The sequence below is a fragment of the Nitrospira sp. Nam74 genome (genome assembly GCF_965152615.1).
Genome location: NZ_OZ224220.1, coordinates 3,789,160 through 3,812,001 on the forward strand (window position 1 = coordinate 3,789,160; position 22,842 = coordinate 3,812,001).

At 56.1% G+C, this 22,842-nt stretch carries 22 protein-coding genes; 8 read left to right on the top strand and 14 right to left on the bottom strand.

The genetic code is table 11. The annotated features are described in order from the left end of the window. Positions 1-64: 64 nt before the first annotated feature. The 9 genes from ACWHYZ_RS17820 to ACWHYZ_RS17860 form a co-directional block, all read right to left on the bottom strand. A complete protein-coding gene (locus ACWHYZ_RS17820; RefSeq protein WP_447984019.1) occupies positions 65-868 on the bottom strand; it encodes a PepSY domain-containing protein in 804 nt (267 codons plus the stop codon). 1 nt (position 869) lies between these two features. Further along, entirely contained in the window at positions 870-1,685 is an 816-nt protein-coding gene (locus ACWHYZ_RS17825) for a DUF4198 domain-containing protein (protein WP_447984020.1), read from the bottom strand. A 48-nt stretch (positions 1,686-1,733) separates the two neighbouring features. Next, positions 1,734-4,130, bottom strand: coding sequence for a TonB-dependent receptor domain-containing protein (locus ACWHYZ_RS17830; protein WP_447984021.1), 2,397 nt, complete (start codon positions 4,128-4,130; stop codon positions 1,734-1,736). Between the two features lie 246 nt (positions 4,131-4,376). Further along, on the bottom strand, positions 4,377-4,841 hold the full coding sequence (locus ACWHYZ_RS17835; RefSeq protein ID WP_447984022.1) for a hypothetical protein: 465 nt from the start codon (positions 4,839-4,841) through the stop codon (positions 4,377-4,379). 73 nt (positions 4,842-4,914) lie between these two features. Further along, positions 4,915-5,946: a TonB family protein gene (locus ACWHYZ_RS17840; protein WP_447984023.1), complete on the bottom strand. Its 1,032-nt coding sequence runs from the start codon at positions 5,944-5,946 to the stop codon at positions 4,915-4,917. Continuing rightward, positions 5,943-6,317 (bottom strand): ExbD/TolR family protein, encoded by a 375-nt coding sequence (locus tag ACWHYZ_RS17845; RefSeq protein WP_447984024.1) that lies wholly within the window; start codon positions 6,315-6,317, stop codon positions 5,943-5,945. The genes ACWHYZ_RS17840 and ACWHYZ_RS17845 overlap by 4 nt, the downstream gene beginning before the upstream one ends. After that, positions 6,307-6,732: a TonB-system energizer ExbB gene (gene exbB / locus ACWHYZ_RS17850; protein ID WP_447984025.1), complete on the bottom strand. Its 426-nt coding sequence runs from the start codon at positions 6,730-6,732 to the stop codon at positions 6,307-6,309. The genes ACWHYZ_RS17845 and exbB overlap by 11 nt, the downstream gene beginning before the upstream one ends. A 288-nt stretch (positions 6,733-7,020) precedes the next feature. Beyond that, the gene (locus ACWHYZ_RS17855) at positions 7,021-7,833 is read right to left on the bottom strand and encodes a hypothetical protein (protein WP_447984026.1); all 813 of its coding nucleotides are present in this window, start codon (positions 7,831-7,833) and stop codon (positions 7,021-7,023) included. After that, entirely contained in the window at positions 7,830-8,645 is an 816-nt protein-coding gene (locus ACWHYZ_RS17860) for an SDR family NAD(P)-dependent oxidoreductase (protein WP_447984027.1), read from the bottom strand. The genes ACWHYZ_RS17855 and ACWHYZ_RS17860 overlap by 4 nt, the downstream gene beginning before the upstream one ends. Positions 8,646-8,816: 171 nt before the next feature. On the opposite strand from ACWHYZ_RS17860, the gene ACWHYZ_RS17865 reads away from it, so the two are divergent. From ACWHYZ_RS17865 to ACWHYZ_RS17875, 3 genes are all read left to right on the top strand, one after another. Beyond that, complete coding sequence (locus tag ACWHYZ_RS17865) at positions 8,817-9,005, top strand: hypothetical protein (protein WP_447984028.1); 189 nt, start codon at positions 8,817-8,819, stop codon at positions 9,003-9,005. Positions 9,006-9,112: 107 nt separating this feature from the next. Continuing rightward, positions 9,113-11,713: an ATP-dependent chaperone ClpB gene (clpB, locus tag ACWHYZ_RS17870; RefSeq protein ID WP_447984029.1), complete on the top strand. Its 2,601-nt coding sequence runs from the start codon at positions 9,113-9,115 to the stop codon at positions 11,711-11,713. Positions 11,714-11,793: 80 nt separating this feature from the next. Beyond that, positions 11,794-12,192: an Hsp20/alpha crystallin family protein gene (locus ACWHYZ_RS17875; RefSeq protein WP_447984030.1), complete on the top strand. Its 399-nt coding sequence runs from the start codon at positions 11,794-11,796 to the stop codon at positions 12,190-12,192. Positions 12,193-12,237: 45 nt separating this feature from the next. Here the strand turns inward: ACWHYZ_RS17875 and ACWHYZ_RS17880 are convergent, their stop codons facing one another. The 3 genes from ACWHYZ_RS17880 to ACWHYZ_RS17890 form a co-directional block, all read right to left on the bottom strand. Further along, a complete protein-coding gene (locus ACWHYZ_RS17880) occupies positions 12,238-12,663 on the bottom strand; it encodes a hypothetical protein (RefSeq protein WP_447984031.1) in 426 nt (141 codons plus the stop codon). A 230-nt stretch (positions 12,664-12,893) separates the two neighbouring features. After that, positions 12,894-13,106: a hypothetical protein gene (locus ACWHYZ_RS17885; protein ID WP_447984032.1), complete on the bottom strand. Its 213-nt coding sequence runs from the start codon at positions 13,104-13,106 to the stop codon at positions 12,894-12,896. 143 nt (positions 13,107-13,249) lie between these two features. Beyond that, positions 13,250-14,776 carry a YifB family Mg chelatase-like AAA ATPase gene (locus tag ACWHYZ_RS17890; protein ID WP_447984033.1) on the bottom strand — a complete coding sequence of 509 codons (1,527 nt, stop codon included), beginning with the start codon at positions 14,774-14,776 and terminating at the stop codon, positions 13,250-13,252. Positions 14,777-15,196: 420 nt separating this feature from the next. Here ACWHYZ_RS17890 and ACWHYZ_RS17895 point away from each other — a divergent pair, with 420 nt between their 5' ends. Together ACWHYZ_RS17895 and ACWHYZ_RS17900 are read left to right on the top strand one after the other, a co-directional pair. Beyond that, on the top strand, positions 15,197-16,645 hold the full coding sequence (locus tag ACWHYZ_RS17895) for a Kelch repeat-containing protein (RefSeq protein ID WP_447984034.1): 1,449 nt from the start codon (positions 15,197-15,199) through the stop codon (positions 16,643-16,645). Positions 16,646-16,700: 55 nt separating this feature from the next. Beyond that, positions 16,701-16,937, top strand: coding sequence for an Lrp/AsnC family transcriptional regulator (locus ACWHYZ_RS17900; RefSeq protein ID WP_447984035.1), 237 nt, complete (start codon positions 16,701-16,703; stop codon positions 16,935-16,937). Between the two features lie 38 nt (positions 16,938-16,975). On the opposite strand, the gene ACWHYZ_RS17905 is transcribed toward ACWHYZ_RS17900, so the two are convergent. After that, the gene (locus ACWHYZ_RS17905; RefSeq protein ID WP_447984036.1) at positions 16,976-17,944 is read right to left on the bottom strand and encodes a Gfo/Idh/MocA family protein; all 969 of its coding nucleotides are present in this window, start codon (positions 17,942-17,944) and stop codon (positions 16,976-16,978) included. A gap of 373 nt (positions 17,945-18,317) precedes the next feature. Between ACWHYZ_RS17905 and ACWHYZ_RS17910 the strand changes: the two genes are divergently transcribed. The 3 genes from ACWHYZ_RS17910 (at position 18,318) to ACWHYZ_RS17920 (ending at position 22,150) form a co-directional block, all read left to right on the top strand. Beyond that, positions 18,318-19,868, top strand: coding sequence for a hypothetical protein (locus ACWHYZ_RS17910; protein WP_447984037.1), 1,551 nt, complete (start codon positions 18,318-18,320; stop codon positions 19,866-19,868). A gap of 249 nt (positions 19,869-20,117) precedes the next feature. Next, complete coding sequence (locus ACWHYZ_RS17915) at positions 20,118-20,912, top strand: dienelactone hydrolase family protein (protein WP_447984038.1); 795 nt, start codon at positions 20,118-20,120, stop codon at positions 20,910-20,912. 92 nt (positions 20,913-21,004) lie between these two features. Continuing rightward, on the top strand, positions 21,005-22,150 hold the full coding sequence (locus tag ACWHYZ_RS17920; protein ID WP_447984039.1) for a hypothetical protein: 1,146 nt from the start codon (positions 21,005-21,007) through the stop codon (positions 22,148-22,150). A gap of 8 nt (positions 22,151-22,158) precedes the next feature. On the opposite strand, the gene ACWHYZ_RS17925 is transcribed toward ACWHYZ_RS17920, so the two are convergent. After that, entirely contained in the window at positions 22,159-22,545 is a 387-nt protein-coding gene (locus ACWHYZ_RS17925; RefSeq protein ID WP_447987606.1) for a DUF423 domain-containing protein, read from the bottom strand. Positions 22,546-22,842: the final 297 nt, after the last annotated feature.

Sequence of the window (22,842 nt, forward strand, 5' to 3'; positions counted from 1 at the left end):
TCTGCGCATTTGAACTTTCCGTACCGCTTGTGATTCTTTCCTTTTCGAGCATCGATGTCTCAGCTCATAGCACATTCGCATCTGTGTTCGGCATAGCTGGCTTATGTGATGCAACGTGGTTTGCGCGCCTGTCATGCACGTGTCCTGCTCGACGTTTCCTTGCAGCCTGTATGCGCCACAACACGAACCCCGAGACGCCCATCAGAAGAAGTGGGATGCCCGGGACATTGAGGAGCGTCTTCTCAAAGCCGAAGAAATTGAGTTGATGGAGTTGCATGACGAAGAAGTGCACTTTTCTCCAACGGCCTTCGTCTTCGAGAATTTCGCCGGTCTGCCTATCTAAGATGATCTCGGTTCGACCGGTATCGTTAAATCCCACACGAATGGCGTCTTGGGCATGGTGCTTTTTTCGCGGGGTGTATTGCTCCGGTGAGACACTGGTGACGTCGGCGGGCTCGTTGACGTATTGCCGGGCAATGTCGCGCGCCCAGTCTGTCGAGATCGGAGACAGTCGTTCCCCGGTCATGGCATCCACTAAAACCGTTCGCCCCTTCCCTTCCGCGCGAAGCCGGATATCATAGAACAACCTGCCGGCATCGGAGCGAAGCATCACCTGCTCTACATGAGCCTTGGCAGCCACAGCGGCTTTGCTCGCCTCTATTGCAGCCGGCAGGGCCACCCGGACGCCCTCCAGGGGAGGTGCGGCGACTGAATGCACTTTTTCCTTGTAATGGCCCTCCCAGTACAGGAATCGTGCGTTCGCCCACAGGAGTCCGGTAGTAAGTGAAAGCAGAAAAAATCCGAGCGCGGACATCGCAATCCAGCGATGCGCGTTTCTCATCTTTCGTTCAGTGTCCCCCTTGCTCATGCTATTTCTCCCTCTTCTTCTCCGGCACGACTTCAAGCGCTAGCGTTCCTCGGTGCCGAATCGCCTCGAATGACTTTCCTTTGAACTGGCCGGAGGTCTTTTCCTGGTGCTCTGCTTCGAACACATAGCGTCCAGGCCACGGCGGTGTGAATGACGCGATGCCTTGGGAGTCCGTATGAAGTTCCTTGTCCCAGCCGATGGGCGCATGCACCAGGAGGTGCTTGGACGCGAACGGCGCTCCTTTGAAGACAACCTTCACGACAATCTCACCGCCTGGCTCATACGTCAGCGTGCCCTTTGCGAGGTTCAGCCCTTTGCTAAGCGGAATGACGTCGAGATCCTGATGGGCCGCTGTATCCGGTTCACGCTCCCCCACTCTGCCCTCTTCGAAACACATGAACTGAGTTCTGGCATGGAACATCGGTTTCACGATCCCGATGTCGTACTTTGTGAGATCCTGTACATCGGCCTCGCGCTGTTCGGCCATTACGGCGTATCGGCCCGGCGTGCACGACGGCAAAGTTCCTTCGAAGTGATTGCCCTTCTTGGTCAGCATGAGCTCTGTCTGGGTACGCTTGGGATCGACGATTCGAAGCATCACACCGTCAATTGTATCGAGTCTGCCACCGGCTTCCTCGCGCAGAAACTCCTGGTATTCCCCAAAATACACGCGGATCGACTGCTCGATTCCCGGCCGTGCGGTGGAGTCCGTTTCAATCCACACAAAATGGGCTTCCGCCTGGGTCGTGAAGCCCATCGTCAACGCAACGCTCAAGCCGCACCCAGACAACAACACACGTACATTGTTCCCTAACATCGCGATTCCTCCTTCTCAATGAACGGAACGAATTGCCGCTATGCCTCATTAGAACTTCATCGCAACCCCGCCATAGAAATTCCTGATTTCTCCTGGCAGGATCCCGACAAAGCTCGCCGTTGCACGTTGGGCTATGAATCTCTCGTCGAAGAGATTCCGGATGCCGGCAAAGACCGACCACCGTGACTTCGGCGGCGAATAATTCAGGCGCAGGTTAAAAATGGCATAGGATGGGATTGCCCCGACTGATCCCAGCGTATTTTCCTGCGTGGTGTTGTTCACGTCTGAAAACTGCCGTCCGACAAACACCCCGTCCAGCTCAACAGAGGCGCCTTGAGGGTGGAAGTACCCAATCGATCCATAGGACGTCATACGTGGCGCCATCGGCAGATCTTTTCCATTGGTCGTCCCCGAGAGAGACTTGGGCCTGAGCACGGTCACATTCGCCCGGCTGGCGAAACCTTCCAACGGCTTCCACAAACGCCCCCAGTCGAACATCAGCGTGGTTTCAACCCCCTCATGCAACGTCTTCCCACCATTGACCAACTGACTGCCGTTCTGGACGATCTGGTTGCTAAAATCGATGCGGAACACAGCCACCTCAGCCGACACACCCGGATAGAACGTGGACCGGACACCGACATCGGAACTCAATCCGCGTTCGGCCGCCAAGTCTCGATCGGTTCCCGTGGTAGGGTCTATCGCGTTGGCAAAGGTTGGAGGGCGGAAGGTCGTATGGACGTGGCCGAAGAGCAGCGTATTCATCGGCAATTGGTATTTCACGCCGGTACCGTAGATGAGGCCTTGCGTCATAGCAGAACCTTTGAAATTCGGCGTGGTAGCCGGCGGAATCGCATTCATTGTTTCACGGCTCTGATTCACCTGCTCCCAGCGAATACCGGGGGTAATCGAAAGTGCTTCAGTGAACTTGAATTCCCCTTCCGTGTAGGCTGAGTAGGCCACCGTCTCGAGATCCGCATTATTCGTAGTCCGCGAAATCTTCGACCCGGCGGTGCCGAGACCAGTGACATCAGTCAGTCGCTCGGCGTGATACCGCACACCGGTCACCAGTTTGTGATCCAGCCCAAAGAGTGAAAAATTGAATTGATGCTGAGGCACCACGCCAAATACGTTAAACTTGCGGAGAAAATTGGTGCTGGTAGGCAGCAGGGCTCCAGTAGCGGCGTTCTGATCCTGAATGTACCAGTTCCGTTCGAACACATTGCCGTAGACGATCAGCTTGACGGTGTTATGAACATCGATTTGGCGGGTCGCGGTGACGTCGATGGCCCCACGCTGTCCCTTGAACTCGTCAAACTGTTTGCCTGCCTTCCTCACATCTGTGGCGAACTGTGCGGGAGTGATTCCTCCCGGGGTCTGGGCGGTTTCGTTGTACCAGTACACATTGGTTCGTATCTGAGTCTTGTCGTCCGGATTGGACTCCAGCCGAAGGGTAAAGTCATCCACTTGAGAGGCGCTGTGCTCCCTGAAGCCGTCGGACTGCTGACGGAGATAGCCGATTTGCGCGCCTAAATTTCCAAATCTCCCGCCGTAGTAACTGTTGCTCTGAAACAGATTGAAGCTGCCAACCGTGTTCGTGGTGGAAAACGTAGGCGTCACCGGGATACTTTTCGTGACAAAATTGATTAGGCCGCCTTGCGTGTTTGGCGAATAGCGGACCGTCGCGCCGCCTTTAATGACGTCGATGTGATCGACCCGATCAATAGGGATCATGTAGTACATCGAGGGATCGCCGAACAATGCGGGTTGAATCGGCACCTCATCCACCAGCACAAGAATATTTCTGCTTCTGGTCGGATTCATCCCGCGGATGCCGATATTCGGACGAAGGCCTTGACCATACTCTTCTAAGATGTTGACGCCTGGGATGCGCCGCAGAATCTCATTAGCGTTTTTGGGCCTAGCACGTTCAATCTCCTCTCTCGTGACGATGTTCACGGTGCCGGCGATCTCTTTGATTTGTTCTTCATCGCGGGTTTCGGTGAAATCTTCGCGCTCGCGCACATCTTTCACCACCACTTCCGGCAGCTTTACTTTTTTTGATTTTGGCTCCATGGCAGCGCGTGGTGGCTCGCTTATTCCCGCACCGGTGGGGCTGAAATCATTCTTGTGCACGGCGATCGTGGTGGCATCCACGAACGTATAGGTGAGGCCCGTGCCATCCAATAACTGATGAAGCGCGTCCTGCGGGGTAGCCGCATCGGTCACGCCCTTCGTCGAGAGTCCGCGAACCAGGTCGGGGGTGTAGAGTATCTGAAGATTCGTCTGCTCGACGAAGACTGCCAGTGCACGGTCCAACTCCTGCGGAGGAATAGTGACCATTGCACTTTCTATCTGTGCCCAACTTCCACTGGCAATCCCACAGATGGCTGCCGCCACAAAAGCGAACAGTAGCCGTCGTAATCCCGTCACATGCCATGTCATGATGGCGTTCCCTTTCTTCTCATCGAGGCTGTCTCCTTACCGTCGCGCACAACAAAAAGCCCACAACCGCTGGAGCGGCTGTGGGCTCTGGATTCTGAATCCTTTGGCCTCTTATGTTTATCGCGGGTGCGCGAAGAGCCTCACGCACGACTCCAAATCACTCCTACACCCAGGCACACTTGGCAGTCGCAACCCCACAGGTTGGGTGCCGGATTCGAATCTCACATGGGGAATGATTTCCGACTGCTACTTGAAGACGATCTTTTTCAGTTCGGCGGCTGGGAGTTCGACTTCTCCAAAATCCGATAGTCCCTTAAAGCTTCCCGCGATAGCCAATGTGAATTCTCCCGACTTCCCATCGTTCAGTGTAATGGTGACGGCCGGCAAGGCGCCGTTTCCGGATGGCTTGAAATCCAGATACTTGATCGTGTCGAACTTGATTTTGACCGTTGCGGTCCCGCGCTTGACGGGTACTTCGCGGACTTCATGGGGAACGAACGCGGTTTCACTTACTTTTTCTTCCCAATAGAACAGCACGTTTTTCATGTCGGTGTCGATTCCTTTGGCATCAGTGGCAGTGGCATGGAACGCCTTGTCCGCTTTCCCTTCGACCGCCCACAGGGAATTACTACCCATCAGAGTCACAGCAATCACGATGTACATGATGCTCTTCACAATCCGATCATATCGGTATCCTTGAACATGATTCACGGGTTCTCTCCTTCGTGGTGTGTCAATCATTGATGCGACTCTCCGTCTCTCTCCAGTAATGCTTAATATCTCGTTAGCTCTCCAGGTTGTAGCTGATCGGAACGAGAATCGTGATCTGGGGCTGCCCAAGCGGATGCTTCAGCGCCAACGGCGACGCCTTCTTCACGACGTTGAGCGCGTCCTGATCCAGGATGGCATGGCCGGAACTTTCATCGATTCGGAGTCCCACGATCGTTCCATCGTCTCGAATCACCGCTTCGAGAATGACCTTTCCTTCCCAATGACGTGTTCTGGCCTGCAACGGATAGCGTTTCAGTTGCTCGATCCGAGTCCAAAGACTCTCGGCTAACCAACCGTAATCGGCTTGGGCGTGCGGCATAGCCTGCACGGTCCGCTCTGTCACCAGCCGATGCTCGACTTCCGACGAGACTGGCACATGATGTGGAGCCTCATGTGTAACAACACCTGCTCGTTCAATGACCGGGGACTGTTCGACCGTCCTTTCCTTCTCTACCATCCTGTCCGTTTCCACCGGCTCCACTCGTTCCACTGCCATCTGCTCGACAGGCATGGAAGTCGTCGCTGCAACAATTGGGTCCTGTGCGATAGCCGGCGCTTGTGTAACGACCTGCCGCTCTTCTGTTGTCCTAGACTCCTGCACTGCCTGCGTGATTGGTTGCCCTGTGTCGTGAACCGATTCCAAGTGATGGGCCGCCGTTACCTGCTGTGCTGGTTGTGTGATGACAGGAGCGGGCCCGGTACGGATGTCGCGGGTCACTCGTGGAATATCTTGTGGGGTCGCGACGACACGCTTGGCTTGAATAGGCCGTTCAACGGGTCGTTGCCGAACCGGAGCCGGAGATGGAGTGTGAGCCGGCGGCGGAATATCGGCAGGGGCCGGTTCGCTCACCACCTGAGAACCAGCCGGCTGCACCAGTGCGACATCAAAGCGAAAGGGTTGAGTCAGAGCGGGCCGCTCGAGTTCTGCCATCAGTATCAACGCACCCCCGAGGCCACATATATGGATGAACGTTGAAGCGGCCCAGCCGTGAGCATGATGCCGTCGCACCCTCACAACCGGCTCATCCTGCTGCATCCTGTTCATGATCGCACCACCTCCAAACTGACTTGCCTAAAGCCCAATCCACGCACCTCGTCGACCAAGCCGACAAAGCGCTCCAGCACCGTAATTCGGTCGGCACGCACCACCACGAGCGACTCGCGCGGGTGCGGATTGAGAACGACCTTCAGCCCGTCCTCGGGCACCTGTTGATCATTGAGAAACATGGCTCCGGCTGCCGTGAGCGTAATGACCAGCGGGACGTCTTGCCGATCGCCCGCCTCCTTGGCTTTGGCCAACTCCACGGGGACCTGTCCTGTCGTGATGAATGTCGCGGTGGTCAACACAATAACCAACAGCACCAACATGACATCCACCAATGGGATCACATTGATCTGATCCAGGTCACGTTCCATGTTGAACCTTGTACAAGGTGAGCAGTTCGGCGACGCGGCGGCGCAGAATATTGTTCAGCACAACGCACGGAATCGCGACCAGAAGGCCCATCGCCGTCGCTTTGAGTGCCAAACTGAGGCCGACCATGATCGTCGCCACCGCCATCGTGCCGGAGGTCCCCATGGTATGAAAGGTCAACATGATGCCGAGGACGGTTCCTAACAGTCCGATGTAAGGCGCGTTCGCAGCGACCGTGCCGATAATGACGAGGCGCTTGGTCAAGGCCAGTTCCAGCATATGAAGATTAGCAAAGCTCTGCGTCTCTACACGCCGGTAGAACATCCAACGCTCGATCGCGATTGCGATCGACCAGAGACTGAGTCCGATCAAAAGCCCGATGATGCCGATATCTATGCTATGCTTGACTGCGTCCATCGTGTGACCGCCTCCTGTGCCTGACCTGAGAGAGCAACGCGTCAGTGTGTGGCAAAAAAAAGAGCCCAAGGGTGCTCTACAAGCACCCTTGGGCTCCGGTCTCAAGAACCTCTGGCCTTAATTACTGTCTTGGATGGAGCACGCAGCGCGTGAGGCGCCCGCACTCCTTGATTTCAATTCTCAATATCATGTCAGACCGACTGCTGTCAACATGCTTTCCTTTGCGAAGCTGTCCCGCTGGACAAGAAGCCCAACCGTCGTGTGGCAGCGAGCAATAGCCAGACAGTGCTACTGTGAATTGTGGAAACGCCCGCGAAACATACGCTGACGGCGTGAAGAACCATGGAGCGCGGCAAACAAATGACCACGAAACATCAGCATGGCGACTGCAACTGGAGGTGTCAGCAGCGCAAGGAGCCACGCGGCACCGGTCGGCAGACCAAGATAGGTGAGCCAGGCATTGAGGAGGGTGAACGGAAAGATGAGCACCTGGAAGAAATCCAATCCCGCTCCTCGCCCGAGCCTACTGGACAGGCCGAAGAAAAACGAGAAGCCGAACGGCGCCAGCACAATCGCCAACGGCAAAAACCATTCGATCCAATTATCCAGCACAAATTCATAGCTCTCCCGCAGCACGTCAAGCGGTGAATCATGTCGCACTTGATAGATTACTTCAGGAGCGGGATTGAGCAGGATAAATAAGAGCAGCAGGATGGCGGCAGTAAGCAATTGCCCGTTTGGGTTCGCCGCCATCCCCTTGTCCAGCAACATCATTGGAATCCATAAGACAAAACCCACGCCAATCACATCCCAAAAGTACGCGCCAAAGCTTTCCCAAATATCCTGAAAGGTAATCGCCCTCGCTCTGAGCACCGCGTCTTCGATCAAGCTCAGCGTAGCGCCGATCAAGAGAGCATTGACGGCTCCCAAGATGAACCCGCCGAGCATGCCGAGCGGTCTGGCGATTTCCGTCGCCAACACCATCAGGATGGCAAAGACGGTCACTGCCACCGCGGTCATCCACCCGCGAATGAATGAACGCGCCGTGGCCTGGAGGGCATCACGATATAAATGAAGTGTGGCCGTTACGATTCCGCTCATTGTCTGTATGAGTCTCCTTGTCGTGTCTGTCGTTGCCGTAACCATCGACCGCCGAGGCGCGTCACGATGGTCGCCGGAATGAATCGAGTCACCCACCGTAGCAATCGCCCCCGCCATCCGATGATGACGACCACAGGCCCCCGGGGCAAGGCGGCGAGGGATATGGAAACTACTTGGGCTGCCGTATCGCTACCCAACGGATTGTTCGCCCGAAAACCGGAGGTCTGATGAAAGTCCGTCTCTGTACTGCCGGGACAACACGCCTGAATGCGTACTCCGAAGGGGCGAACCTCTTCAGCCAGCGCCTGCGAAAATGTAATCAGAAAAGTCTTCGTTGCCGCATATTCGGCCATAAAGGGCAGCGCGAACAAGCCGGCGGTTGACGCGACGTTAATCACGGCGCCGCTGGACCGTTCAACCATGCCAGGCAGGAACAGCCGCATCGACTCCACAATCGTGTTCACATGTAGCCGAAGCATCTCTTGAATGCGCGGCATCGGCACGTCAATGAAGGGCCCGAAGGCGCCAAATCCCGCATTGTTGATTAGGAGGTCCACATGGTCGCGGCGCTGTCTTGCGGCAACGTAGAGCCGCTGCGCCGAATCGGGCAGGGCCAGATCCATGACTTCGGTGTGCGTGACTACCTTGTATCTATCGCGTAACTCCGATGCAAGGCTCCTGAGCCGACCTTCAGCCCGGGCGACAAGCAATAAATCATAGCCGGCCGCGGCGAGCGCCTTGGCATATTCTGCGCCAATTCCACGGCTGGCACCGGTCACGACGGCAAATAAGCGAACCCGTTCTTCGTTCACAACCCCTCGCTGCTCGGCGGCGACAATAGTCTGTCCCTCACGACGAGTCAACACTTTCGTAGGAGGATAGCCGTCAGCCCTCAGCAGTCAGTCACCAGCTTTGCGGAAAGAGAAAAATTGCCTTATGCTCAGCGCTACGACCTGAACATTGACGGCTCCATCACAGGATGAATGACTACAGTGACTTCAGACGCTCTTGCCGGCCATGCCGGCGATGTCGGAATCCAAGCCGCCATGCCCCATGAGATCTTGAGCGGGATAGCCATGTTAGCCGTTATCGGAATTGTTTTGATCGTTCTCGGCGCCATGGGCGTGTGGCTTCTTTTTAAAATCGAGCGGTGCCTGCGCAAACCCAACTAACACTCGTTTTTCCTCTCGTTGTCAATTTTTATCTCGCAGCGTTGACTTGCTACCATAAGTGCTTATGTCGATGTGGGTACCGCATAACCCTTGCTTGAAGGAGCGCCATGGACCTCAACCGGATGACAATCAAACTCCAAGAGGCACTACAAGCCGCTTCTGGCCACGCCATGCGGCGAAGCCACCAGGGCATTGATGTCGAACATCTGTTGCTCGCCTTACTGGAACAGGACCGTGGGCTCGCGACATCCCTCTTAGAGGCAGCCGGCGTGTCGGCGGCTGCAGTGGTGCAGGCCGCTGAACAGGCCTTGGGAAAACTGCCGCAAGTCCAGGGAAGCGGCGGCGGTCCCGGCCAACTCCATGTGACCTCACGTCTGTCTCAAGTACTGGCTCGTGCAGAGCAGGAGATGCAAGCACTGAAGGATGAGTACCTAAGCGTCGAGCATGTCCTCCTCGCTATGGTGGACGAGGGGGGCATCTTTCGCCGGCTTGGTGTTACGCGGGACCGGTTGCTCTCTGCCCTCCAGCAAGTGCGTGGTAACCAGCGCGTGACAAGCCAAGATCCAGAAGGAACTTACGAGGCGCTCGAAAAATATGGCCGGGATCTGACCAAATTGGCGGGCCAAGGCAAGCTCGATCCCGTCATCGGCCGCGACGATGAGATCCGACGAGTGATCCAAATTCTGTCACGGCGCACAAAAAATAACCCGGTCTTGATTGGTGAGCCGGGGGTGGGCAAAACAGCGATCGTCGAAGGGCTTGCACAGCGGATCGTCAAGGGCGATATCCCCGATGGATTAAAGAACAAGCGGCTTATTACATTGGATATGGGGTCGCTCGTCGCGGGAGCCAAATTCCGCGGTGAATTTGAAGAAAGGTTGAAGGCGGTCCTGAAGGAAGTCCAAGCGGCGCAGGGCCAGATTTTATTGTTCATTGATGAGCTCCACACCGTCGTCGGCGCCGGCGCGGCTGAAGGATCGATGGATGCCGCCAACCTTCTCAAACCGATGTTGGCCCGAGGCGAATTGCATTTAATCGGGGCCACGACTTTAGACGAGTACCGCAAACATATCGAGAAAGACGCTGCCCTGGAGCGGCGTTTCCAAACGGTGATGGTCGATCAGCCGTCGGTGGAAGATACGATCTCAATTCTACGCGGGCTGAAGGAGCGGTATGAAGTCCATCACGGTGTCCGAATCAAAGATTCGGCCCTGATTGCCGCTGCGAAACTGTCTCATCGCTATATCACGGACCGGTTCTTGCCGGACAAAGCCATCGACCTGATCGATGAAGCTGCGGCGCGCTTGCGCACGGAAATCGACAGCGTTCCTGTGGCCCTGGACGAAGTCTCGCGCAAGGTAATGCAACTGGAAATCGAACGTGAAGCACTGCGCAAGGAAACCGACCCGGCCAGCCGGGCCCGGTTGGAAACGATCGAGAAGGAGCTCGCTGAAAAACGCCGCGACATGGAAGCGCTCAAAGCCCACTGGGAGGCGGAAAAGGTGTCGGTCGGCCGCCTCCGGAAGTTGCGGCAACAGATCGAAGCCGTCAAGCAGGACATCGAGCGTGCCGAACGGAACTATGATCTAAACCGGGTGGCCGAACTCCGCTATGGTGAGCTCCCTCGCCTCGAGCGCGAGCTCGCCGCCGAGGAGCAGCATCTCGTCAAGAAACAGGGTGAGAGCCGTCTGCTCAAGGAAGAAGTGGACGAGGAAGATATTGCCCTCGTCGTCAGCCGATGGACCGGGATTCCGGTGACACGCCTGATGGAAAGCGAACTTCAGAAATTGCTGCGCCTTGAAGACCTTCTACATGAGCGTGTGGTCGGCCAAGATGAAGCTGTGAAAGCGGTGGCGGATGCGGTCTTGCGAGCGCGCTCCGGGATCAAAGACCCGAACAAACCCATTGGTTCATTTCTATTTCTGGGGCCGACGGGCGTCGGCAAGACTGAACTGGCGCGGGCGCTCGCAGCGACCCTCTTCGATGACGAAAACAATATGATTCGCATCGATATGTCCGAGTACATGGAAAAGCATACCGTGGCTCGCCTCATCGGCGCCCCGCCGGGCTATGTGGGGTACGAAGAGGGCGGCCAATTGACCGAAGCGGTGCGACGTCGACCGTTTGCCGTCATCCTGTTTGACGAAATTGAGAAAGCGCATCACGATGTATTCAACGTGCTTCTTCAAGTGCTCGATGACGGGCGGTTGACCGACTCACAAGGTCGCACGGTGGACTTCAAAAACACCGTGTTGATCATGACGTCCAACATCGGGAGCCAAGAAATCTTAGAGTCACAACAGCATGGACAGTCCTACGAAGCCTTGAAAATGGTGGTCACCACGGAATTACGGCGGCATTTCCGCCCAGAATTTCTCAACCGCGTCGATGAGACCGTCGTCTTCCATGCGTTGACGCTGGAGAATCTCGTAAAAATCGTGGATATCCAGCTGGCGCGACTTCGCGACCGTCTCGCTGAACGGCGGATCATTCTGCAGCTTACGCCGGCGGCCTTGGATGACTTGGCGAGACGCGGGTACGATCCCGTCTACGGCGCCCGACCGCTGAAGCGATTGATTCAGCAAGACATCGAGACGCCGATCGCCCGGCTTCTCGTCAAAGGTGAATTGCGCGATGGAGATACGGCCACTGTCGAGCTGAAGGATGGCCAGATCGCGGTGATCCCGACCGTGGAAGCGACCCCTTGACTTAAGATGGTTGTGACTTATCTATTATTATCAGTAGAAATCAGGTGAGTCAGCCATCAATCAATAGAAAGGGGGATGCGATGACCATGACGACGTTAATGCCGTTTGATGTTGATAAGTTTCTTGACGAAGCCCTTCGCGCCGGCAATGGGACCGCTTCCTGGTCGCCTGCGTGCAACGCGTATGAAGATGAACGGAGCTACTGGGTTCAAGTCGCCTTGCCCGGTCTGGATCGTAAGGACATCGAGATTGTCGTTGAGGACGAAGTCTTAACGATTAAAGGTGAACGGAAGAAAGAAACCTCTAAGGAGAGAACCTACTTCATCCATGAGTTCTCACGCGGCTCATTCGTGAGATCGTTTAAGTTGCCGAACACCGCGGATCACACGAAAGTCGCGGCCACCTATCAGGACGGCATCTTGACGGTGGAGTTGCCAAAGCGGGAAGAAACAAAGCCTCGCCGAATTACGATCGCGTAACGCAGGGACGTTGCCCAGCGGCGGCGGCACTCGCCGCCGCTTCTCTTATCCCAGCTTCACCGACGCGCCCTTCGCATCAACATCATCCCCCGCTTTTTTCAACTTATCGACGGACCATTGATGGGGGAGGATTTCCATTCGATGACCTTTGATGGTAATCCAGTCTCCCTGAGTGATCGTGACGCGACCCGGTTGCTTGACTTCCATTAAGACCACGACCTTCCCCGATTCCACATTCTTCAAGATAAAACGTGTCGGGGTCTTTTCCAATTCGTGTGCCCGCCGCTCATTAAACGCCATCGTGCTGTCCACGACTTTCATCAGCACCCGGCCGACTTGGTCAAACAGGACGAAATTGACGAGCAGGGGCCCTTCGGGCTTGCGAAGGGCGACCGTCATCTGGGGCACGCCTTCGACTTCCACGGTACCATCCGTATTGCGGTACAGATTCGATCCGATTTCGAGATCCATCGTTTCCATCTCCTATTAAATTTCCGGGGTGTTCAAAAGGGTGATTTATGATACCCGCCCGCCCAGGCGCGCCCCCTCTGGAGCGAGGCCGCAGGTGATAAACAACAGGAGGCGTAGACTCTTTATCATCCGCCCATCCCTGACCCGGCCAAGACCGGCTCTTCTGCCCCTGGCTACATTGAGGATTGTTTCGAACCGAGAACGACGCTGGGATCGTTTTCATCATCCTATTAAGGCTTTCGGATACGGTCCAAGATAAGCGCAATGCATCCCCCTAACAGCCCACCGCCAAAAATAGCCGTAAACACCTCAACCAGTTTGACTTCCCACAATGATCCCTGCGCCTGCATAATTTCGCGAACGCCGCCTTGCAGCATGATGACAGACAGGGCCATCAGTGCGCCAACCACGAACCACCATACGAATATGCGAAATGCGCTCATGTTTTCTAGAACTATGCAGTCTGCCCAAGAAGACCATCCAACACGGCCGCAGGTGAGAAACAACCGCACGGGTAGCCTGCGCTACGTTGAGGATTGTTTCGAACCGAGAACGAAGTTGGGGCCTTTTTCAGCCATATGCTATGCTATAAATCGTTTTGCCGATCCAAGCTTCTGTACTGTATCGCCTCGGCGACATGTGATGCCTGGATCTGATCGCAGTCGGCCAGATCGGCGATCGTACGGGCCACCCGTAGAATCCGTCCATACGCCCGTGCCGACAATCCCAATTTGGCCATTGCTCGCTCGATGAGCTGCTGACTCGGCTGATCCAGCACACAATACTTCTTCACATGTCGCGGTTTCAGCTGGGCATTACTAAAAATGCCGTCTTGTCTGTAGCGTGCGGCTTGTCGCGCCCTGGCAGCGCTGACGCGCGCACGAATGGCATTGGATCCTTCTTGCACTCCCTCCACCCCCAGCTCGCGTACCGGTACCGGTGGCACATCGATATGGATGTCCAACCGGTCCAAGAGTGGACCCGAGAGCCGGGCCCGATAACGGCGGATTTGATGTGGTGTACACAAACATTCTTTGCTTCGATCACCGTAATGGCCGCACGGGCATGGATTCATGGCCGCGACGAGCATGACGGCTGCCGGGTATCGCAGCGAGGCATTGACCCGCGTCACCGTTACGGTGCCATCCTCCAACGGCTGACGCAGACCATCCAAGACATGCCGCTTGAATTCGAGAATTTCGTCCAGAAAGAGGACGCCATGATGGGCCAGCGACACCTCTCCCGGTTTGGGCACCGCCCCGCCTCCGATCAACCCCGCATCGGAAACGCTATGGTGCGGCGCACGAAAGGGTCTGGTGATGATCAGGGGTCGGTTGGTGGTTAACAGTCCGGCGACGCTATGCACGCGCGTCGTTTCAATTGCCTCCTCGCGCTCCATAGGCGGCAGAATGCCGGGCAGTCGGCGAGCCAGCATGGTTTTGCCTGAACCCGGCGGACCGATCATCAAAATGTTATGCCCGCCGGCTGCTGCCACTTCGAGCGCGCGCTTTGCGTGCTCCTGCCCTTTGACATCCGCGAAGTCCTCTTCTTCATGATCCGTCACACTATGGAACTGGCTCAGTTCAGCTCGAGCAGGGACAATGGCTCGGTTTCCCATTAGAAACTCAACGACTTCGGGAAGCGTGTGGACAGGATAGGCATCCACTCCTTCGACCACCGCCGATTCGATGGCATTTTCAGGCGCCATTACCACCCCATAGCGTTTACGGCATGTTAGCGCGATTGACAGCGCGCCAGGCACGGGTTTGATCCGGCCGTCGAGCGATAATTCGCCGACCAGCACCCGATCGACCATGGCTTCTGCAGGAACGATTTCCTCGGCCACGAGAATGCCGATAGCCATTGCGAGATCCAGGCCGGATCCTTCTTTTTTCACGTCCGCGGGGGCAAGATTGATCGTGATTTTTTTGATCGGAAAAGAAAAGCCGCTATTCTTCAGCGCCGAACGCACGCGATCGCGGCTTTCTCGTACGGTCGCGTCAGGCAATCCCACGACAGAGAATTGCGGCAAGCCGCCGCTGATATCAACCTCCACCTCCACCAGGTGAGCATCCAACCCTGCAAGGGCCGCACTGAACACCTTCGCGAGCACATCGACCTCGTAGCTTTCCTTAATTCCGCCTGAGCCGTTTGCGGTATCTTGGCCGTCAGCAGCGGCGATTATAGGCGTGCGGTTTGCGGCTTTTCAACCAAAGACGGTAGCCGTACTCATGGACGACCATTCACGCTGTGACCTCCCCATGAACGTGCGTCGCCGGCAATTCCTATACGGGCTTCCCGAACGAGACAGGGACATCAATCTTCTCGGTTCCCGTTATGACTTTACAGCCGAACCATAGGATCGCTGGATTGCCCTCGGTGGGTGGCGTATACTCGTCGCCATGTGCCGGTGAACCTCTCCGAGGTCGTCTTCATGCGCACTCATTCCCTTGTGTCCCCGATTCGCTGCCGCCAATACCCACGACCGCGATCTGCAGCCCTGAGTTTTGCCTGTATCACAGTATTGCTCGTCATGCTGACACTAGTGGTTCCGTTCTCTGTCGCGGGGGAAGAGACCCCATCACCTCGAGGCAGTTGGAAATCGATGACTCCGGCTCCCTCAGCAAGGACTGAGGTCGCCGCCGCAGCCGTAGGGAACAAAATATATGTCGTCGGCGGTTTCAGCGAACCGAGCCTGAGCAACATCAAAGATCTGGCTATCACGCCTCTGGTCGAAGAATATGATTCAGCAACAGATCATTGGACCGCCAGGGCCCCTTTGCCGGAGGGACTTCATCACGTGGGCATCGGAGTGGTCGACAACCGCCTGTACGTGATCGGGGGGTTCAAACAATCACTGATGTCCGTGTGGAAACCGGTCGCCACGGTTTATGTGTATGACCCTGCCCACGATACATGGACTGAGGCATCACCGATGCCGACCGCGCGAGGAGCGCTCGCAGTGGCGGAACTCGGAGGCACTTTGTATGCCGTTGGAGGCTATGACGGGGATGGAAATACTCCAGCAGTGGAGGCCTATGACCCGATTCACAATTCGTGGTCGGCACGAGCGCCGTTGCTGACACCGCGCGATCACCTCGCCACTACAACGGTGAACGGAACGATGTATGCGATCGGGGGACGGCTGAACCGTGATTACGGGCACAATCTATCAGTGACTGAAGCCTATAATCCTTCCACCAATACGTGGACACGAGTCGCCGATCTTCCAACGCCCAGGAGCGGGATCACTGCCGGTGTGATTGACAATGCCGTCTATGTGTTGGGCGGTGAATCTCCCGGTGGAACATTTGCTACGAACGAAGCGTATGTGCCGGCCCAAGATCGCTGGTATACGATGACGCCCATGCCGACCGCACGCCATGGGCTGGGGTCGGCGGTCGTCGATCAACGTCTCTACGTGATCGGTGGCGGACCGAAGCCGGGTGGATCGTTCAGCCCCGTGAATGAAATGTTCCTGCCGCCCGCGCAGGCGTCTCAACGGATGAGCGGACGCGCTTCGTCGAAACAGGTCGGGACCATCATGGCGTTGCTCGCGACCTTTCAGGACGCACAGGCGCTTCCTCCTGAATCGAGCCCCGATGCCAATCGGTTGATCAAAGCCTTGATTCAATTCCAGGCCGCCTTCATGAAAAGTTCGGACCCGGCCGTTACGCAGCTTCTGACCGACGCGCTCAACGCCAACTTGGGACATCAAGCGCACGCGGAAATGGCTCGCTTTCACACGGCCGGTTGGACATCCGAATCGTTGGAAGCCCTTGTCGAGTTCATTATCAATCACAAAAGCTGGCAACAGGCCGATATTCGGGCCGCGTTCCACACGTACAATGTCGGAGAGGAGGATTTTACACTGCTCGCCAACACCTTTTTAACTGCACGCCGGAATCTCGCTGAACAGGGACACAACCTTCACGCTATCTATGCCTCACGGCGTCGTGAAATGCCGGGCGCCGGTTCTTGACATGTCCACATCACCCGCGCTCCATTAAGATAGCGCGAGAAAAACGGAGGGTCCTATGTCGACGAAAGCGTATATTTTGATCAAAGTGAAGGCGGGAAAAACAAAGGAAGTCGTGAAGGCGCTCAAGAAAGTCGCCGGCGTGGAGCAAGTTCATTCCTGTTTCGGCCAACCTGATATTTTCAGCTTCGTCGATGTCCCCGACGAAAAATCCCTCTCAGACGTCGTCATTACCAAAGTCCACACCATCGAGGGCGTAGAAGAAACCGACACGCATATTGTCGCCGACGCCTAGCTGAGGATGCCGAGCGATCAGCCTTGTTCGTCATCACGCTAGAGTGCCACGCGCGCGATACGTCCGCTTGCTGCCGACTCATAACACGCGTCGGCAATTGCGACGGCCTTGTAGCCATCCCATCCCGTGATGGGCATCGGTCCACCGCGCGTCAGTGCGCTCATAAAGGCTCGAATAGTTTCCACTACAGTGTGGCAGGGTGGCACAGACCATTCATCGACAAGGGCCTGTGGCGACAGTCTACGAACGCAGTGCTGAATCCAATCGGCATGGACTTGGACGTGCTCCCCGATCCAGTCCACTCGACTGACGCGACCAATGCTGACCCGTGACACATCCAGGATGCAGGCAAGATTGCTTCTGGTACGCAACGACACAAAGGCACGTGACTCAGTTGTCTCTCGTCCTAGACGACCAAGCTCGCACCGAACCTCCACGACTTCATCGCCTGTCAGGTAGCGAATGAGATCGAACAGATGCGTCCCAATCTCCAGTAGAATCCCGCGCTGCTCATACTCCGCCGGGTCTTTTCTCAGCGCGGTATTTCGTTCCAGGCGATAGGTGAGAGCCACATAGTCAGCCTGACCGGCCTTCGAAACTTCCGCTTTTAAAGCCTGGATCGTCGAATCAAAACGGAGCGTCTGAGCGGTCATTAAAGGCACTCCCGCCAACTCTGCCGCTTCCGCCATCGCTTTTGCCACAACTCCTGTACAGGCCAATGGCTTTTCGATCAGCACCGGCTTTCGAGCGTGAATGGCTGCCATGCAGATGGAAGAAGTCAATGCGGGTGGAGTGACCACGATGATCGCGTCGACATCCGGGTCCTCAATCAAGCCACGAAAGTCTTGATGGAAGTGAAGTCCGTGCTCGGCGGCAAATGCCCCGCCCTGGGTGGCATCGCGGCGGCAGACGGCCGCCAGTCTCGCCTCGGCGCCGAACTCGCCAAGGTGCTGAGCGTATCGCATTCCATGGCGGCCCAGGCCGATCAATCCGATGCCTACCGCCACAGCCGTTTCTCCATCGACCGACCTCTCCAGCAAGAATCATTCATGGCACATCTGGTTGACAGCCAGATAGATGCTCAAATCTCAACCGCTTCTCAAGCACACACCCTCTTGTACTACATTTCGCCTTCAAAATCCTAAGGACCTGTGTGGCGATCTGTCTCTCGAGCCACAGCAGCATGGCTCAACATCGCAGATGCCTACAACGAAACGAGATGAAATCTGATAGGTCTGGTCTGGGAGCATCGATACCATCCGATTGTTCAAGTACCGTCATGTGTAGCCACCGTAAGTCTAAGGTCTGATGAAGGATACCTCCTGACGTCAGGCCATGGTGGTACGTATTGGACTGAACCGTTCGTCCCAAGGAGTCTCCATGCTACGTCGTGTGATGCCGATCCTAGGTGCGTCGGTGTGTGCATGGTTGGCACTGGCCCATGATACCGATCTCCATGCCGGACACGCATGTCACATTCCATCGTCGGATACCCATGTGAGCGCGGCTGCATTTTACCTGAAGGCTTCGGCTGCTGAATTGTCACCGCATTGTCTAGCCACACTGACGGCAGCCAGTGCCGTCGGCGGCGCAAATTTGATGCCCCCCCGGCCCCAATCGCCACATTGGGACCACATTGCAATCAGCGATTTCGCTCGAGGGTACTATTGGTCAAATGAGCCGACGAAGGATGCCGATCGTCAATGGCTTGCGGCACGAGTCGATTTGATTGAAGGGAATTCAGCTTCCGATCCCTATGTTCAAGCCATGCGGCAAGGGAATCCGACGCTCGGCGTGTTTCGGTATCGACTGGATCATTACGATTTTGCCAATGAGAAGTCTCGTGTCTATCCCGAATCCCACGTTCTACACGTCATGAATACGACTAAGCTAACCCTCAAGGGACGAGACGTCGGCGAACAGGGCCTGACGTTCGCTCCCGGGGACCGGTTTCAGTTTTTGGTGTGGAACGATCGGTATGTGATGTTTAACTTGAAAGACGCCGCGACACGTCAGTGGAACATCCATCGACTCCTGTCCGACCTGGACGGCCTTCAGGGCCTATTCCTCGACGCCCATGCGCATGACTTTCCAACCGTGATCGGCATGACCAACGGCCAAACCAAGATTGCCACCGGCGGAGGCATCGCTGAATACGGCGGCCGCACTCCCACGGACCCCACGCTCATCCAAGATTATCAACGCGACATGGTGACATGGTTAACCGAGCTGGCGGCGAGTGCCAAAGCCAAGGGCAAATTCCTTTTGCTAAATCAGGCCAGCTACATGCTCGATGCATCGGCGAAGCAACAGATCATCGCAGCGAACGGTACGGGAACCGAGTTCATGCATCAACCCTTGGCGTGGGCCGGTTGGTATCAGTATGCCGACTATCTCGCCTTGACGAAACAACTGATCGATGCCGGGGGCGTCGTTGATGCAGAAGGTCACTGGTGTTACACCGGGAACTTCGATCGCGCTCGCTGGAATTTGTGGCGGCTTGCTGCGTACTATCAGATCAAAGAACCCGTCGGCTCACGGGGAAAAGTGTATTTGAATCTCTCACTCTGCAGTAATTCGACCGTACGCCCGTCACAGGATCGTCCCGAGTGGTTGCCTGCGTACCAGGTGGATGTCGGTCAACCTGTCGGTGAAACGACTCTCTTTACAGAGGGCAAGGCCGGCACCTCGACCAGCGATGGTCGGCCATGTGATTATAAAATTTATGGGCGGGAGTATACGAAGTCGCTTGTACTCGTGCGTCCCAAGGACTTTTGGGATTGCACCGATTATGGAGATGGCGCCGCCGCCATGGTGACCTTGCCAAAAGCTATGCGTGCCCTTCGAGATGACGGGACCGTGGGTGAGCCATTGTTCAACGTGCGGATACGAAATGCTGAGGCAGTCATTTTGATGAAGAATGGCGGCTGACAGGGCTCAACCCGATATTCCGCACACACTTGTCCCAGTGAGAACGCGCATACGGCCCGTGGCTCTAGCCCAACACGAGCCTTCATTGCAATTGTCACATCCTAAACTCCTTACAAGCGTTCACCGATCGGCACACATCCGTCTCTGGATCGCCATAAATTGACAGGGGTGCAAGCGGCTGGTTATAGTGAGCGCTCTGGTTGCTCCCGGTGCGATTTGAGTACCCCATTCACAATGATAGAGGGTTAGATGACGGATCGATCTTCTCCTTTTTCTATTCAGCAAATCGGGACGAACGCGGTACGGTTTCCGAGTGGTATCCCCATTCCGACCGCCACCGATGCCGCCGTCGATCCGTATTTTAAAACCCGCGTTCCAAAAGACGTCCAGGTTGAAGGCGTAATGTTTTGGCCGCAAGAGAAAGGGACCTTTCCCGGACTGGTGCTGCTGCATGAACGGTGGGGATTGATCGCGCAAATCAAAAGTGTCGCTACTCGTCTGGCGTGCGAAGGGTATATGGTGCTGGTACCGAACCTGTATGGTCGACAGGGCGGCATGGTGACCGCGAATGCCGAGGTGGCGGACGCCCTGGTCGCCCGCATCAAGGAACCGGACGTGTTACAGGATATCAACTCGTGTTGTGAGTTTCTGAATACCAGAGACCAGATCAAGAAAAATATTCATGGAGTGGTCGGATTCGGCGTCGGCGGCTCTCTCGGGATCCGCTTTGCATGCCAGCGGAAACGGCTGCGTGCCGCAGTTGCGTTTTATGCGAAGGTCACCACGCCGGCAACCGTACTGAAAGAGTTGGCCTGCCCGATTCTCTATCACCGCGCTGCAGCCGATCCCTCTGTCACCGACGAGGACGTTGCGCTCTTGCAGCAAGCCGCGCAGGATTCCGGCAAGCCGCTCGAACTCAAAACCTATGATCGAGCGCCACACGCGTTCTTTGATGATTCGCGACAGGACATTTATCGACCTGAAGCTGCCCAAGCCGCATGGGATTCGACGGTGGCCTTCCTTGCGGCCCACTTTCAGGGCTGAACGATATCCATCTCCTGTCGGCCGTCCTCGCCTGTCCGTGTATCCTGTCCTCGCTCCCTTGAGATTCCATCCATGATATCGGAGAATGAACCATGCATTCCTGGATCTTCGTTCTTGCAATCCTAACCGTTCCGCTCTTCTTTCAGTCGGCTTTCCCGCAGACCGGCCCTCCCGAGGAACTCCTTGTTCCGAGCTTGCAACAGACCGATGTGGAGAGGTTGGCGACAGTTCACTCTGATGAGGAAGCAAGAAGTTTTTTTTCAGCTCGTCTTCGGGAAGCATTTGGCCTACCCATTATCCGGGACATGAGTTCGGGAGTTCCCAGTAAATCCAAAACGTCCCAGAGGCCATTGCCCTCACCTGAATGGATGGAGGTCGGTGGCCGACTCACGGCTGAACTGGCAGCACGGCAATTGGCCATGAATCTGAAAGCAGCTGCGAGTGGTAATAATCCGGCACGTCTTTCTGCCATCCTGGAACAGACACGCGGACAGCACCCATGGCTCCTGGAAGGGAACACCCGCCCGGCACTTACACGGGCAGTGAAATTTGCCGCTGTTCTCTCTGACTTGACTTCTGACGCTCGTGGGACGACCACACCCGTCCTAAGGGACCAGTATGATCATCATCTAGACACGACCTATCCTGAGTTCATTGATACTGAGAATTCTTGGGTCGCTATTGCAGAGCGGGGGGGGTCGACCGTGGTCCGCCAACGGTTGATGGAATTCTGGGGCCTGGATTCTGACGCGCGATCCGACATGAGCGAAGCTGAGCGACAGGGACTGGCCTCCCACTATTTTGATAGCCGGCTCAGACCGGTTCTTTTGGCCCAAGTGACCGCTTCCGCTATTCGAGCCGAAGTGACCGCTGAACAACACGCCCGCACACATTGGGTCAGCTTGAAAGCATGGCCGGATAAGATACGCGAAACGAAAGGACTCGCGCGCCTTTGCGGCACGTGGCAATGGACGATCCATAACCATCAGCACCATCAGGACCAGAAAGTTGCCATGGTCTTTCCGCCGCCGGATGCCGGCGCATTTACGGGGGCACGTCCTGCCAAGACCGTGGTACTCGGTGATACGATTTATTTGCGGTGGGAATTTCCAGGTGTCGTCCAAGAGGACAGTCTTCTCTTCACAGGAGAAGGCCAAAGATTGGAAGGCTCGTTCGTCAATTCGTCCGGCGCGTGGGGATCCATCACCGGGAAACGCACGGCACCGTGCGGGCGATGATGCGAGTATTATCGCTCTTCTCTTTCTCCTTTTTGTTGCCACAGATTCCACGCCAGCGTCGTCCAGCCGATTAGAAAGGCGATTCCCCCAAGCGGGGTGATGGCGCCGACCCATCTGATGGATGTTAACGCGACGACGTAGAGGCTCCCCGAAAAGAGAACGATGCCGGCGACAAAGCACCAGCCGGCCACTCGCAAACCTCGTACAGGAACGTGTTGCCGCATGCCGACGGCGAGCAAGGCAAGCGCATGGTACATCTGGTAGCGCACTGCCGTTTCGAAGGCCACCAGCATGTCGACAGAAATGATTCCCTTCAACGAGTGTGCGCCGAACGCACCAGCTGCCACGCTCAGGCCTGCCAACACAGCCCCTAAATAACCGAACTTTTGCGACATACCGAATTTCCACCGCGCCATGCGCTATCCGCAAGCACTTTACATTGGACGCGGCAGCGCCTCAAGCCCGAAGTACAATCCGTTCCTTTGATGGACAAGTTTGCTTCTACTGAGGTGATTCGTCTTAGCGTCTCCTACCTGCTAGGGCGGCCTTGCTGGGGCAACGACGCCATTGTCTGCTGCACTGACAAACGCTTAGATGATGTCCAGTCGAGGTGAACGTCATGTGCTTAGCACATCGATACAGGAATCACATTCGGCCCGAACTTTGCAGTTGCGCACTATTCAATCACAGTA